This is a genomic window from Limnobaculum parvum (assembly GCF_003096015.2).
GTDB classification, from domain to species: domain Bacteria; phylum Pseudomonadota; class Gammaproteobacteria; order Enterobacterales; family Enterobacteriaceae; genus Limnobaculum; species Limnobaculum parvum.
Genome location: NZ_CP029185.2, coordinates 300,001 through 315,203, shown reverse-complemented (window position 1 = coordinate 315,203; position 15,203 = coordinate 300,001). Strand labels below are relative to the sequence as shown.

The window sequence follows — 15,203 nt, the reverse complement described above, 5'->3', positions numbered from 1 at the left end:
TTAATTACAACATATCACTGTACCTAACAATGTAAGTTTAAATAATAACTGATAAACTACAATCAGGGAAAAACACTCTTTGGACACATTTACATAAGGAAATGCTTATTTATGAAAAAAGCACACCCCTCGCGACAATTTGCTTTTAAAAAGAATATTGTTCTGTTAGGAATATTATCCACAATATCCAGCATTCCTGCATACGCAGACGATATTTACTGGACTAATGGTAGCGGCGACAACCAATTCAAAAATGCTGCTAATTGGTCAAGCCCTAACATTTATGACCTGAATAATGATCGGTATATACAAAATACTAATGGTCAAACGATTCAATTAACTCTTGATGATCAAGACCAATTATACGGTCCAGGTTATCTATTTGTGGGTTACGGTGATGGTAATAGTGCAAGCCTCAAAATGACCGATAACTCACAATCTATATACCAGTTGGGTTATGGTACTAGACTGGTGGTTGGCAGTAATGCAGGAACAGGATTATTTGAATATCAACATGGTGATATCAGGTCTGCCGATCGGATTGGTAATCTTGCAACTCTAGATATTGGATCTGGCTTAAACAGTAATGGCAAAGTAACGCTGCTTGGAACTGGTAAAAACATCAGTGACCAGACATTATCCAATTCCATTATGAAAACCCAAGAGCTTCACATTGGATCTAATGGCGGCAAGGGTGAACTCAACACGATTAGTAGTGAGATTGAAGTTGACTCCGAAGGTAGGAGTACGGCCACAACAGTATTTACACTTGGTGATGGTCTTGGTAGTCAGGGAACGATGAATGTCCTTGCCGGAGGAAAAGCAACAATTGCTCCGGGCCCTAACCAATACACCTCACCATCCGCAATTATCGGTCTAAATCAGGGCCAAGGTACGCTGAATATTTCAGGTTCTGTAATAAACAATGGTGAGACATCGCCAAGCCGAGTCATCTTTAACCAAGGATTAGAGGTCGGTAACGGCACAGGTAGTAACGGTTCTGTTTTAGTTTTGGATGGCGGTCATTTAATGACACTTTCAACTGCTCAGGACCCAAACCAAACTGGCGCTTATATCGGTATTGATGGCGGTAAAGGTTCTGTACTGATTTCTGGCACAGAGAGCAACTGGGATATTGCAGGAAACACCATAACCTATACACACCAACTCAGTAAAGTTGGTAGCCTGTCAATTGGTGAAAGTGGTTCCGGTGACGTCACTATCGCTAATGGTGGTCGAGTCTCTATTGGTGCGATTTCTTATGTCGAACACAATAATTCAACAAGCGACAATTATACTAACCCAGAGCTGGATAATAGCGTATTAGGCAACCTCTATCTCGGCAATCAAGCTAACGGGATGGGTAGCTTAAACTTTGGTGCAGCAGAAAATCAGGCCGCTCAAGCCGTGGGTACGCTGGAAGCTAACCAAATTATCTTCGGTGCCGGCAACGGTTCAGTGGTATTTAACCACACAGATAATGCAGGCCAGTACCTGTTTGACACCGAAATGGTCAGCAGTGCGGAAGGCCAAGGCTCCATTAAACAAGTTAATGGTGTGACAACCTTTAATACCGATCGCAGTGCATTCACCGGTAAAACTTATATCACTGGCGGCACACTGGTGGTTAATAACACATTGGGCGGCACAATATTTGCCTCCAACAGTGGTACTTTAGCGGGTATTGGTAATGTCGGCCACGCCACTATTGGCAGCGGCGGTATTATCTCTCCTGGTCAGTTTGGTTCCACAGCACCAGAAACGCTAACTATTAACGGCAATTTAGTGATGGAGTCTGGTTCAACTTATTTGACTCACCTTTCTACTGACGTTGTCTCTTCTGCTACCAATACAAACGGTGATGTAGTTAATACCTACAATGCAGATGTCATTCAGGTCAATGGTAGTGCCACTTTAAACGGAGCCAGTGTCATTGCTATCGCAGGCGGTGAACCCGTTCTGTATGTACCGGACAGCCGTTGGCGTATTCTCAGTGCCACCAGCGGCGTTTCGGGTGCATTTGGACCGTTGGAGTCACGACCTTATGTCAATATGGGCTACGAATATGATGCTGATAATGCCTATTTAGTTGTCACCCGTAACGATCAGGATATCTGCACCAAAGACATGACCTCAAATGAATGTAATATTGGAGGAAATGTTGATGAACAAGGAAATAGTGACATCAAAGATGAGATCATCTCTCAACCTGATGTAGAATCAGCGAAAGATGTACTAAATCAGCTCTCGGGTGAAATTCACGCCTCAACTAAGAGCGCCTTATTGGAAGACAGCCGTTTCCTGCGTGAAGCCGTTAATAATCGCTTGCACGATATGGCGGTCGGTACCGGTTCTTGGGGCCATATCTATACTTCTTGGGGTACGTTTGACAACACTGATAACGCCGCCAAAATGAAGCGTAATATTGCAGGGGTCATTTTGGGAGCAGACAAGTCCCTTGACGATACTTGGAAAGTAGGCCTGGCTGGTGGATATGGTAAAGCCGATATTACCGTATCCGATCGCTCCTCAAGCGCCGATCGTTACGATTACCATGTGAGTGCTTACACCAAAGGGCAGTGGGGCAACTTCAATTTACATACTGGTGTAGGCTATACTTGGCATGACTACACTACCGATCGCTACGTTCAGTTGCAGAAATTGAGAGACCATCTGGAAGCCAACTATAACGCTTCGACCGCTCAGGTATTTACTGAGGGGCGCTACCAGTTTGATATCAATGACACGATGACTATCGAACCTTACGTTGACGCAGCCTATGTACATGTTGAAACCGATGACTTCACTGAAAGTGGTGGTAAAGCCAAACTACATAGCCCAGATGATAATCTGGATATCGTCTATACCACGCTGGGTAATCGCTTCACTCAACGCTTTATACTGGATAACGGTCAGGTAACTAAGTTATGGGGCAACCTTGGTTGGCGTCATGCTTATGGCGATGTTACCTCAACGGCAAGTTTAAACTTCGGTGATAGTAACAGCTTTAATGTGATTGGTACCTCAATCAGTCGTGATGTGGCCATACTTGAAGCAGGAACCGAGATCAGCGTTACCCCGGATACCAATATCGGCGTAATGTATAACGGCCAGATTGGAAATAATACTGAAGATCATGGTGCGAAGGTCTATATAAACTGGCATTTCTAATTCTCTAATATTAAAACCTTCATGAAGTTTGCTGCGGCAGCTTTATGAAGGTTTTATATCGATCTATCTTCCTCTATTCAGTGTCAGCGATATTAGCCACAGATTATTTACCACTCTTGGTCACTGGACAAACACACAGTTCACGCTGGGTGGCAACTAACCCACCAAAATCTGAAGCTATGTTGGCAGGCCGCATGCTTATAATGGTGTAACGTCAACAACAAAATTAGACGTTCGCGATTCCAACAGGTTCATTGTAGTAGGCCCATCAATCAGTCTGGTACAGCTATATTTAAAACTGGGGGCTGAAATCAATGTTACTCCGGATACCAATATCTAGACCATGTGTAGCGGTCAAGTTTTTAATAACACTAAAGATCATGGGACAAAGGTATATATAAACTGACGTTTCTGATAGTGTTACACCGAAAACTTTTCCGGAAGCATCGTGATGTATCCGGGCAAAATCCACATAATTAACTGCAATCAAAACGGGAGAAAAAATGACTTCCAACACCCCCAATCTGGCAGGGATCCCGATTTATATTGAAACCAACGGATATTTGTTGCGTAGTTTAACGCCGAATGATGTCACACCCGACTTCCTGAGATGGATGAACAGTCAGGATATGATGGAAGGTCTTAACCTCCCACCATTAAACTTCACCCACCAGCAGCTAGCTGAGTACACCAAACAGTTTGATAACCACCGTAATTACTTTATCGGCATCTTTGATAAGAAAAATAATTTATTGGTGGGGTTTTATACCATTGATGTCAATCTTAACCATAAAGTAGGTCATATTACCGCCGGCGTTGGCGCACCTGAATACCCTGGAAAAACCGTCCTGTGGGCTACCATTGACGCCTTACTGGATCATTTCTACCTTTATCGCGATCTGCATAAAATGGTGGCACGTATTCTGGCTAAAAATAAACGTATGCTGTTTTGCTTCGTTAAGAACCCACGCTTTAATCTGGAAGCCGTACTTAAAGAGGAGTGCCTTGCTCCCGACGGTGAACGGGTTGATATCCTAATCTTCGCTTCATTACGACATAAATAGTAGTTACGCTTATGCCATCAGAACTCGTTGTTACACCAACACTTAACAGTATCCCTATCCGACATGGCGATTTTACTACCACGACAGAAGCGTTAGCCTATGCCGCTGGTGGTGAAGCTGGGTTTAATTTTTTCAATGTTTCCGGTCAGTTAACTGGCGTATTGGATTACAAACAGATGCAGGCTCAATCCATGCGGGTAGCCTTGCAACTTAAGCAGCAAGGTTTCTCCCGTCACGATCGTCTGATTTTTATAGCAGAAACGACACCTGACTTTCTATTACTGTTTTTTGCCTGTCAGTATTTAGGGTTAATACCTTGCCCGATAGCCTTTACTGTTAATCTCGGCGGCATGCCAGCCTATCTTGAGAAATTAAACAGAATTATTGTCTCTTCTCAAGCTAAAGCTATTATCAGTTCACTATCTATTGCTGATGCTATTGGTAAATCAGTGTCAATCCCAATGCTGGCGTATAGCGATATTGTTCATCAGGCACAGCAATTTCATCAACCGGATCCGTCAGAGCTAGCTCCATTTACCGCAGATGAACCCGCCTATATTCAGTTCTCTTCCGGTTCAACAACGTACCCGAAAGGCGTGCAGATAAGCCAACGTGATTTACAGACCAATATCTATGCTGTTTTACGCTACGGCATGAAACTGCGCCCGGAAGATCGTTCATTTAACTGGCTCCCCTTCCATCACAATATGGGGATGATTGGCTTCCTTCTGGCCTCGGTTTATGGGCAGCGTACCGTCGATTGCCTAAGTGCAGAGAACTTTACTCAGAACCCGCTTATTTGGCTGGAACTGATGTCGAAGTATAAAACAGCAATTACTTTTGCACCGGTATTTGGCTATCAGTTTGCCATGAAAAAATATGCCGAAAGTGATAATAAGCCCTCTCTCAACCTCTCTTCATTGCGGGTAGCTGGCATCGGTGGTGACCTGATTAGCCCGGATATGCTGAAGATGTTTTCTGGCTGCTTTGCCAGCAGCGGTTTCCAGTATCAGTCATTCCTGCCAAGCTATGGGCTTACAGAAACAACGCTAGCAGTGACAACATCCGACGTGGATCAACCGCCGGTCATCGACACATTAACCAGCGAGCTGATTCAAAAACCTATCGTCTCCTGCGGTAAAGCGCTGCCGGGCTTTGAGGTTAAGATCATTGATGGGAACACGCAAGTCAGGCTTGCGGAACGAGAAATCGGTCAGATTTGGGTAAAAGGTCCCAGCATCATCACCCGTTACATTGATGACCAGGCTCCCATAGAGTCAGACGACGAAGGCTATATTTATACTGGCGATCTCGGCTATCTGTGGCAAGAGCAGTTATTTATTAGCGGTCGAGAAAAAGATGTCATTATTATTCGTGGCCGTAATATTTGGGCACAAGATATAGAGTGGTCGTTATTACAAGCGATACCACAGATTGGCGTCAACAACATGGCGACTATCGGCATTAATGAGCAGCAAGAAGAGAGAATGGCAATTCTGGTTAGTGTCAGCGAAGAGCTGGTGGCAGACCATACTCAGCTTCAGCGACTGACGATAGCAATCCAAAACCTGACACGTCAAATTGCGGGTGTTCAGGCCAGTGTATTGTTTACCCCCCAGAAGTTACCGTTAACCTCTTCAGGCAAACTGGCCAGAGCACAGGCTAAAGAGGCGTATTTGTCTGGTAATATGGCGATTATCTACGATTCAGAGGGACATATCTGAGATGAATTATCTACATGAGAGTAAGAAAATACTATCAAGCTGCCTGTCGATTCCAGTGGAACAAATTCAGGATGACAGCCTGATTGAGCAGCTAAAACCCACGCTGGACAGCGTAGATTTCGCTAGCATCATGATGCAAGTAGAACGCTTTTTGAAAAAAGAAGTGCCCGTTGCAGAGTGGCTAGAGTTAGGGTCGGTGACGGATCTGGCAGATCTTTTGGAAAGAAATTACAACAACTAATCCGATTACGTAGTTATTAACAAAAATAGCGCCAATCCAGGCGCTATTTTTGTCAGCTGTTACGAAAAATCAAAAACTGTTTATTAAAACTCTTGGCAAGTAGGACGCAAAACAATTTCGTTGATATCAACATCTGTTGGCTGTTCAATCGCATACGCAATCGCACGGGCTACTGAATCAGCAGGAATAGCCTGTTGGTATAAATCGACTAGCATTTTTGAACTTTGCTCATCAGAACCGCCCAGTTTCAGTTCGCTATCTACTGCACCTGGGCAAATGGTGGTAGTTCGGATGTGAGCACCGACTTCGTGACGCAATCCTTCCGAAATCGCTTTTACCGCAAACTTTGTCCCGCTATAAACTGCACCTCCAGGACTGAATACTTTGATACCGGCAACTGAAGCAATATTAATGAAGTGACCTGACTTTTGTTTCTCAAACAGCGGTAAGGCAGCCGCAATACCGTACAAAACGCCTTTAATATTGATATCAATCATCCGGTCCCATTCATCGGTTTTAGTTAGGCTTATTGGTGCAATTGCCATCAATCCGGCATTATTGATCACTACATCAACGCGGCCAAAGGCTTCAACAGCCTTATCAATAATGTTCTGCACCTCGGCTTTACTGGAAACATCAGCCTTAACCGCTATGGCATGACCACCACCGGCAACAATCAGAGCGACCAGTGCATCAAGACGCTCTTTACGACGGGCAGATAACACCAGAATCGCACCTTTTTCCGCAAGATGAAGCGCTGTTGCTTCGCCTAAGCCGCTACTTGCGCCAGTGATAACAACAACTTTCTTTCCGATAGTACTCATTGAATTAGCCTCGTTTTGGTGAACAGACATTTAGATATTCAAGTATTCCATTCCCTTTTATTAAAATATATGGAAAATAATAACTTTCATAATTCCAAATTATAGAATTAACCAAATCGACAAATTAGGAATACTATGCAAAATAAACTGGAAATGTTGCGTATATTTTATACTGTCGCGGAATCAAGAAACTTCAAAGATGCTGCGATACTTCTAGGTATTTCACCTCAAGCGGTAACTCGTGCTGTAAAAGAACTCGAACAACAGCGCGGTGAAATTTTGTTTTACCGGAGCACCCGGCAGATGAAAATTACTGCCGATGGAGAACGCCTAGCTCAATATGCCAGGCAAGCTGTTAACGCTATCGATGGGTTGTTAATGGTAAAACCACAACAAAAATCAGATGAGATGCGGGGAACCGTCCGGTTGACGGTATCTTCCGTGTTTGGGCGTAAATTTATTATTCCGGCATTAACGCAATTTTCCCTGAGTTATCCAAATATTGTCGTGGACTGTACCCTGACGGACACACACAGTGATGTGATTGATGAACGGATAGACATTGGTATTCGTTTCGGTTTTTTACCCAATAACCGCTATGTAGCGCGCGAACTGGCCAAAATCCATTTTTTTTCCGTCGGTGCCCCTGAATTAGTTAATAAGATCGGAATACCAAAAAATATTGATGAGCTGGATTCGTTTCCGCTGACAGCACTGATTGATCATAAAACTGGGCGTTACTGGCCATGGAATTTCAAAGACACACGAAGTTTTACGCCGTCAAATCCACGTTTTATTACCGATGATGTGGAAGCTGAGTTTCAGGCCGTACTTGATGGCGTCGGTTTTGGACATATACCGAGCTTTCTAGCACAGCCTTACTTAAATAGCGGTCGCTTAGTTCAGATTCTAGAAGATAATGCATCCTCAAGCTGGGGACTTTATCTTTACCGACCACAACGCGGGCCGACATCATTGAGAATTCGGACATTGTTCGATTATCTGGCAGAATTTCTATCACAGAAATGTTCATTATGAATACTCATATATTTGCCACTCAGCGTTCTGATTAAGCAACTGAAAGAAGCTATTCCGATGACGGATAAAATTAAGGCGGCAGTAACGGTGATAAACCTCCGTTTAATCGCTGGACAATATGGGCAACAGTTCATATCACTCTGAACGTGAACTCAGGCATATTCACAACTTGATAGCCATCAAATAGGCAAGTGTGCTGAATCATACCGAATATTGCGGCATATCAAGATTGCCATTGTTTATCTGGTGTATCACTGCTTGAGGCAAATTGTTTTTTGTCAGGGCGTTATTCACCCTGCAAATAGCTATTCCGCCTGATTGATCGACATATTTGCCGAAATATCTGTCGATAGCATGGCCTTACGGCACTCGGCACACATTCGCGTTGTTGTATTAGTTATTAAAATTCAACAAATTATAAAATAAGAAAAACTGGCATGAACCCTGCTTAGTCAATGATGAGCATACTTAACGCCGGGTATACCAACGTTTAAACACGATTTACTACTGGCGGGTTACTGCCAAAAGCGAGTAATGGAGATACATGTATGAACCGGTTCGTTATTGCCGATCCGAAAAACTGCATTGGATGCCGCACCTGTGAAGTTGCCTGCGCGGTGGTTCATAGCGCTGATAGCGATGTGGCTAATATGTCGGTTAAAAGCTTTGCCCCTCGCATCAAGGTTGTCAGAGGACAAACCGTAAGTACCGCCATTCTTTGTCGTCATTGTGAAGATGCTCCCTGCGCAGAAGTATGTCCTAACGGCGCGATTGTTAGACGTAACAACAGCATTCAGGTTATTCAGGAAAAATGTATTGGCTGTAAAACCTGTGCTATCGCCTGCCCTTACGGGGCCATGAGTATTGTGACCAAAAGCGTCACTGTTCCGGGCGTTATAACCAGCCAGCGACAAAAAACGGAAGCGCTGAAGTGCGACCTCTGTGAAGGCGTCGCCGAAAGCCCTACCTGCGTTAGGGTCTGTCCAACTAATGCATTGCATTTAGTCACACAAGAATCCCTAGATGCCATGATGCGGCAAAAACAGGAACGGGCTGCGCTGGATGAAGCCATAGAAATTCATTTTTAGTCATCAAGTATATCGACTGGCTCGAGGAGTTAAACAAGCATGAAAAAAGTTATTACCGTCTGCCCATATTGTGCATCGGGCTGCAAAATCAACCTGTTGGTTGATGGCGGGAGAGTCGTTGGCGCCGAAGGGGCCAACGGTGTTACCAACCAGGGCGAGCTTTGTCTAAAAGGCTACTATGGATGGGATTTCCTGAATGATACCAAAATTCTGACCCCCCGTCTGACCAAACCGATGATTCGTCGTCAGCGCGGTGGTGAGTTAGAAGCCGTATCCTGGGACGAGGCAATCGAATTTGCCAGCTCCCGCATGAAAAAGATCATTGAAGAGCACGGCCCGGATGCGGTCATGACCTCTGGTTCATCTCGTGGCCCCGGCAACGAAGTGAACTACATCATGCAAAAGTTTGCCCGTGCAGCTATTGGCACCAACAACGTGGATTGCTGCGCACGCGTTTGACATGGCCCTTCGGTTGCAGGTCTGCACCGCTCAGTGGGTAATGGCGCAATGAGTAACTCCATTGTTGAAATGGAAGACACCAAATGTCTGCTTATCTTCGGCTATAACGCCGCAGATTCTCACCCTATTGTTGCGCGCCGTATTTTAAAGGCCAAAGCAAAGGGTGCCAAAGTAATTGTTTGCGATCCACGCTATATCGAAACGGCACGTATCGCCGATATGTATCTACCGTTGAAAAACGGCAGTAACGTTGCGCTACTGAATGCCTTTGCTAACGTGTTAATCAGCGAAAATCTGTACAACAAAGAGTTTGTTGAAAATCATACCGAAGGGTTTGAGGAATACTGCAAGAACGTTGAGAAATATACCCCAGAATATGTTGAAACTATCACCGGATTATCCGCGAAGCAGATCCGTGAAACTATCCGCATGTATGCTGCTGCACCATCAGCAACCATTCTGTGGGGCATGGGGGTAACTCAGTGGGGGCAAGGGGTTGATACCGTCCGCTGTTTAACCAGTCTGGCATTACTAACCGGGAATATTGGTCGTCCTAATGTGGGTGTTGCGCCAGTACGGGGGCAAAACAACGTTCAGGGCGCCTGCGACATGGGAGCACTGATTGATACCCTGCCGGGTTATCAATATGTCAACGATCCCGTTGCCCGCGAGAAATTCGCTAAAGCCTGGGGCGTTGAGTCAATTCCAGAGAAAAAAGGATATCCTCTCAGCGAACTGCCGCATAACGCGATTTCCGGTAAGGTAAAAGCGTTCTATGTGATGGGTGAAGATCCAATGCAAACCGAGCCAGATCTGTCGGTAGTGCGTCAGGGTTTTGAAGCTCTCGAGCTGATTATCGTTCAGGATATCTTTATGACCCAGACGGCAGCGATGGCTGACGTTATCTTCCCGGCCACCTCCTGGGGTGAGCATGAAGGGGTTTATACCAGTGCCGACCGTGGATTCCAGCGGTTCTACAAAGCCGTTGAACCTAAGGGCGATGTAAAAACCGACTGGGATATTATCTGCCTGATGTCCACCGCTCTTGGCTATCCAATGAAGTACAGCAACACCAAAGAGATTTGGGACGAACTGCGCGAGCTGTGCCCAATTTACTATGGTGCGACCTATGAGAAAATGGAAGGTTTAGGCTATGTGCAGTGGCCATGCCCAACGTTGGATCATCCGGGAACGCAATATCTGTTTGCTGGCAGCAAATTTAACCGACCGAGTGGAAAAGGTGAACTGTATGCTACCGACTGGCGGCCACCGATGGAGCTTACCGACGAAGAGTATCCGTTGGCATTGGCAACCGTGCGGGAAGTGGGTCACTACTCCTGCCGTTCAATGACGGGTAACTGCGCCGCGCTACAAACACTGGCGGATGAACCAGGCTATGTTCAGATCAACACGCAGAATGCTACTGAGTTGGGCATTCGCGACCAACAATTGGTTTGGATCTCTTCTCGCCGGGGTAAAGTCATCAGCCGAGCAGCCGTTAGCGATCGTACGAATAAAGGCGCTGTTTATATGACCTACCAATGGTGGATTGGTGCCTGTAACAAGCTAACGCTGGATGAGCTGGACCCAATATCCAGAACGCCAGAGTTCAAACATTGTGCCGTTAAGCTCGAGGCAATTACCGATCAAAATTGGGCGGAAAGCTATGTGCAGAAAGAGTACACCGCGTTAAAAAGTCGGTTACGTCAGGCAGCAGAAGTCTAACGACTGATATTGTATGGATAAGGGCTGATTTCTCGGCCCTTTTTCTTGATCTTTTGCCCCTTCTATAAAGCAAAAAACCTCAGCCTGTCGACTGAGGTTCTTCTTAATAAAGCTTGGTAGTTTATGAATGACGCCGTCATTCGCCCTTTGGGTCAACGCTTTGCATTATTCAAACCTGTTTCGCCAGTTTGTCCTACGCTCTCGAGTAACGAACGGTATCTGCACCAAAGCAAAAAACCCCCAGCTTTCGCTGAGGGTTTCTCTTAATTAAAGCCTGGCAGTTCCCTACTCTCGCATGGGGAAGCCCCACACTACCATCGGCGCTACGGCGTTTCACTTCTGAGTTCGGCATGGGGTCAGGTGGGACCACCGCGCTATCGCCGCCAGGCATATTCCGTTTCATGAACCGTTGCACTACGATATCGCTATCCCGCACAACCATCCATTCCAATCCTGAACATTCGCTGAAATTTAAATTCGTCTCTCTCATCAAAACACCTTCGGTGTTGTAAGGTTAAGTCTCACGGTTCATTAGTATCGGTTAGCTCAACGTATCGCTACGCTTACACACCCGACCTATCAACGTCATAGTCTTTAACGTTCCTTCAGTGGACTCAAGGTCCAAGGGAAGACTCATCTCGAGGCAAGTTTCCCGCTTAGATGCTTTCAGCGGTTATCTTTTCCGCACGTAGCTACCGGGCAATGCCATTGGCATGACAACCCGAACACCAGTGGTGCGTTCACTCCGGTCCTCTCGTACTAGGAGCAACCCCTCTCAATCTTCCAACGCCCACGGCAGATAGGGACCGAACTGTCTCACGACGTTCTAAACCCAGCTCGCGTACCACTTTAAACGGCGAACAGCCGTACCCTTGGGACCTACTTCAGCCCCAGGATGTGATGAGCCGACATCGAGGTGCCAAACACCGCCGTCGATATGAACTCTTGGGCGGTATCAGCCTGTTATCCCCGGAGTACCTTTTATCCGTTGAGCGATGGCCCTTCCATTCAGAACCACCGGATCACTATGACCTACTTTCGTACCTGCTCGAGCCGTCACTCTCGCAGTCAAGCTAGCTTATGCCATTGCACTAACCTCACGATGTCCGACCGTGATTAGCTAACCTTCGTGCTCCTCCGTTACTCTTTGGGAGGAGACCGCCCCAGTCAAACTACCCACCAGACACTGTCCTCAACCCGGATAACGGGTCAAAGTTAGAACATCAAACATTAAAGGGTGGTATTTCAAGGTTGGCTCCACGCAGACTGGCGTCCACGCTTCTAAGCCTCCCACCTATCCTACACATCAAGGCTCAATGTTCAGTGTCAAGCTATAGTAAAGGTTCACGGGGTCTTTCCGTCTTGCCGCGGGTACACAGCATCTTCACTGCGAGTTCAATTTCACTGAGTCTCGGGTGGAGACAGCCTGGCCATCATTACGCCATTCGTGCAGGTCGGAACTTACCCGACAAGGAATTTCGCTACCTTAGGACCGTTATAGTTACGGCCGCCGTTTACTGGGGCTTCGATCAAGAGCTTCGCTTACGCTAACCCCATCAATTAACCTTCCAGCACCGGGCAGGCGTCACACCGTATACGTCCACTTTCGTGTTTGCACAGTGCTGTGTTTTTAATAAACAGTTGCAGCCAGCTGGTATCTTCGACTGACTTCAGCTCCGAGAGCAAGTCTCTTCACCTAACGTCAGCGTGCCTTCTCCCGAAGTTACGGCACCATTTTGCCTAGTTCCTTCACCCGAGTTCTCTCAAGCGCCTGAGTATTCTCTACCTGACCACCTGTGTCGGTTTGGGGTACGATTTAATGTTACCTGGAGCTTAGAGGCTTTTCCTGGAAGCAGGGCATCAACTACTTCACCACCGTAGTGGCTCGTCATCACGCCTCAGTGTTAATAGTCAACCGGATTTACCTAATCGACCCACCTACACGCTTAAACCGGGACAACCGTCGCCCGGATAGCCTAGCCTTCTTCGTCCCCCCTTCGCAGTAACACCAAGTACAGGAATATTAACCTGTTTCCCATCGACTACGCCTTTCGGCCTCGCCTTAGGGGTCGACTCACCCTGCCCCGATTAACGTTGGACAGGAACCCTTGGTCTTCCGGCGAGCGGGCTTTTCACCCGCTTTATCGTTACTTATGTCAGCATTCGCACTTCTGATACCTCCACCAGACCTCACAGTCCAGCTTCACAGGCTTACAGAACGCTCCCCTACCCAACAATACTTTCGTATCGCTGCCGCAGCTTCGGTGCATGGTTTAGCCCCGTTACATCTTCCGCGCAGGCCGACTCGACCAGTGAGCTATTACGCTTTCTTTAAATGATGGCTGCTTCTAAGCCAACATCCTGGCTGTCTATGCCTTCCCACATCGTTTCCCACTTAACCATGACTTTGGGACCTTAGCTGGCGGTCTGGGTTGTTTCCCTCTTCACGACGGACGTTAGCACCCGCCGTGTGTCTCCCGTGATAACATTCTTCGGTATTCGGAGTTTGCATCGAGTTGGTAATCCGGGATGGACCCCTAGTCGAAACAGTGCTCTACCCCCGAAGATGAGTTCACGAGGCGCTACCTAAATAGCTTTCGGGGAGAACCAGCTATCTCCCGGTTTGATTGGCCTTTCACCCCCAGCCACAAGTCATCCGCTAATTTTTCAACATTAGTCGGTTCGGTCCTCCAGTTAGTGTTACCCAACCTTCAACCTGCCCATGGCTAGATCACCGGGTTTCGGGTCTATACCTTGCAACTTGACGCCCAGTTAAGACTCGGTTTCCCTACGGCTCCCCTATTCGGTTAACCTTGCTACAAAATATAAGTCGCTGACCCATTATACAAAAGGTACGCAGTCACCCAACAAAGTAGGCTCCCACTGCTTGTACGTACACGGTTTCAGGTTCTATTTCACTCCCCTCGCCGGGGTTCTTTTCGCCTTTCCCTCACGGTACTGGTTCACTATCGGTCAGTCAGGAGTATTTAGCCTTGGAGGATGGTCCCCCCATATTCAGACAGGATGTCACGTGTCCCGCCTTACTCATCGAACTCACAACTTGTGCATTTTGGTGTACGGGACTATCACCCTGTTCCGTGCGACTTTCCAGACGCTTCCACTAACACACAAACTGATTCAGGTTCTGGGCTCCTCCCCGTTCGCTCGCCGCTACTAGGGGAATCTCGGTTGATTTCTTTTCCTCGGGGTACTTAGATGTTTCAGTTCCCCCGGTTCGCCTCATAACACTATGTATTCATGTTATGATAGTGCAACGGATTGCACTGGGTTTCCCCATTCGGGTATCGCCGGTTATAATGGTTCATATCACCTTACCGACGCTTATCGCAGATTAGCACGCCCTTCATCGCCTCTGACTGCCTAGGCATCCACCGTGTACGCTTAGTCACTTAACCTCACAACCCGAAGGTGTCTCTTGCGAGTCACTTTCTAAGTCGCGAAAAATTGAGAGACTCGCTCAGCCAAATTCGTGTCAGTGTATTACTCACGATTGGCTGAGGATTCAAATTTCAGCTTGTTCCGGATTGTTAAAGAGCAAATATTCCACAGTACACGGACTTTCGTCAGTACACTCTGAAATAGTTTTAGCACGATTAAAGATTCTTTCTTTATGGTGGAGCTAAGCGGGATCGAACCGCTGACCTCCTGCGTGCAAGGCAGGCGCTCTCCCAGCTGAGCTATAGCCCCATAAAGAACAGAGACATCTTATTGATTTACCGGCACCAATTCGCTTAACCACAGCAGGTTTCGTTGTGAATAACGCAGTGTGCGTTAGCACATGAGTAACGCAGCAGCGAAAGATGCAAGGGTAAGTAGAATTGGTGGGTCTGAGTGGACTTGAACCACCG

General features: G+C 46.6%; 8 protein-coding genes, 2 tRNA genes and 2 rRNA genes (1 of these 12 running past the window's edge). 7 read left to right on the top strand and 5 right to left on the bottom strand.

Annotation, left to right across the window (positions count from 1 at the left end):
• The first annotated feature begins 111 nt into the window (after nt 1–111).
• From HYN51_RS00850 to HYN51_RS00835, 4 genes are all read left to right on the top strand, one after another.
• Entirely contained in the window at nt 112–3,171 is a 3,060-nt protein-coding gene (locus tag HYN51_RS00850) for an autotransporter outer membrane beta-barrel domain-containing protein (protein ID WP_108901119.1), read from the top strand.
• Between the two features lie 503 nt (nt 3,172–3,674).
• A complete protein-coding gene (locus tag HYN51_RS00845) occupies nt 3,675–4,235 on the top strand; it encodes a GNAT family N-acetyltransferase (protein WP_108901118.1) in 561 nt (186 codons plus the stop codon).
• 11 nt (nt 4,236–4,246) lie between these two features.
• The gene (locus tag HYN51_RS00840) at nt 4,247–5,959 is read left to right on the top strand and encodes an AMP-binding protein (protein WP_108901117.1); all 1,713 of its coding nucleotides are present in this window, start codon (nt 4,247–4,249) and stop codon (nt 5,957–5,959) included.
• A 1-nt stretch (nt 5,960) separates the two neighbouring features.
• Nucleotides 5,961–6,200 (top strand): acyl carrier protein, encoded by a 240-nt coding sequence (locus HYN51_RS00835; protein ID WP_108901116.1) that lies wholly within the window; start codon nt 5,961–5,963, stop codon nt 6,198–6,200.
• A gap of 83 nt (nt 6,201–6,283) precedes the next feature.
• Here the strand turns inward: HYN51_RS00835 and HYN51_RS00830 are convergent, their stop codons facing one another.
• Nucleotides 6,284–7,024 carry an SDR family oxidoreductase gene (locus HYN51_RS00830; protein WP_192878427.1) on the bottom strand — a complete coding sequence of 247 codons (741 nt, stop codon included), beginning with the start codon at nt 7,022–7,024 and terminating at the stop codon, nt 6,284–6,286.
• A gap of 135 nt (nt 7,025–7,159) precedes the next feature.
• Between HYN51_RS00830 and HYN51_RS00825 the strand changes: the two genes are divergently transcribed.
• From HYN51_RS00825 to fdhF, 3 genes are all read left to right on the top strand, one after another.
• Nucleotides 7,160–8,062 carry a LysR family transcriptional regulator gene (locus HYN51_RS00825; protein WP_108901114.1) on the top strand — a complete coding sequence of 301 codons (903 nt, stop codon included), beginning with the start codon at nt 7,160–7,162 and terminating at the stop codon, nt 8,060–8,062.
• A gap of 548 nt (nt 8,063–8,610) precedes the next feature.
• Nucleotides 8,611–9,150, top strand: a complete 540-nt coding sequence (locus HYN51_RS00820; RefSeq protein ID WP_108901113.1) for a 4Fe-4S dicluster domain-containing protein — start codon at nt 8,611–8,613, stop codon at nt 9,148–9,150.
• Nucleotides 9,151–9,189: 39 nt separating this feature from the next.
• Entirely contained in the window at nt 9,190–11,334 is a 2,145-nt protein-coding gene (gene fdhF, locus HYN51_RS00815; protein WP_108901112.1) for a formate dehydrogenase subunit alpha, read from the top strand.
• A 272-nt stretch (nt 11,335–11,606) separates the two neighbouring features.
• On the opposite strand, the gene rrf is transcribed toward fdhF, so the two are convergent.
• The 4 genes from rrf to HYN51_RS00795 all read right to left on the bottom strand — a co-directional run.
• Nucleotides 11,607–11,722: ribosomal RNA gene (gene rrf, locus HYN51_RS00810) — 5S ribosomal RNA — on the bottom strand.
• Between the two features lie 122 nt (nt 11,723–11,844).
• A 23S ribosomal RNA gene (locus HYN51_RS00805) occupies nt 11,845–14,750 on the bottom strand.
• A 216-nt stretch (nt 14,751–14,966) separates the two neighbouring features.
• Nucleotides 14,967–15,042, bottom strand: a tRNA-Ala gene (locus HYN51_RS00800).
• Between the two features lie 132 nt (nt 15,043–15,174).
• A tRNA-Ile gene (locus HYN51_RS00795) sits at nt 15,175–15,203 on the bottom strand; it runs 48 nt beyond the window's last position.

What these genes read in the sequence shown, in the direction of transcription:
- HYN51_RS00850 (WP_108901119.1), top strand. Translation starts at nt 112, where the DNA reads ATGAAAAAAGCACACCCCTCGCGACAATTTGCTTTTAAAAAGAATATT.
- HYN51_RS00845 (WP_108901118.1), top strand. Translation starts at nt 3,675, where the DNA reads ATGACTTCCAACACCCCCAATCTGGCAGGGATCCCGATTTATATTGAA.
- HYN51_RS00840 (WP_108901117.1), top strand. Translation starts at nt 4,247, where the DNA reads ATGCCATCAGAACTCGTTGTTACACCAACACTTAACAGTATCCCTATC.
- HYN51_RS00835 (WP_108901116.1), top strand. Translation starts at nt 5,961, where the DNA reads ATGAATTATCTACATGAGAGTAAGAAAATACTATCAAGCTGCCTGTCG.
- HYN51_RS00830 (WP_192878427.1), bottom strand. Translation starts at nt 7,024, where the DNA reads ATGAGTACTATCGGAAAGAAAGTTGTTGTTATCACTGGCGCAAGTAGC.
- HYN51_RS00825 (WP_108901114.1), top strand. Translation starts at nt 7,160, where the DNA reads ATGCAAAATAAACTGGAAATGTTGCGTATATTTTATACTGTCGCGGAA.
- HYN51_RS00820 (WP_108901113.1), top strand. Translation starts at nt 8,611, where the DNA reads ATGAACCGGTTCGTTATTGCCGATCCGAAAAACTGCATTGGATGCCGC.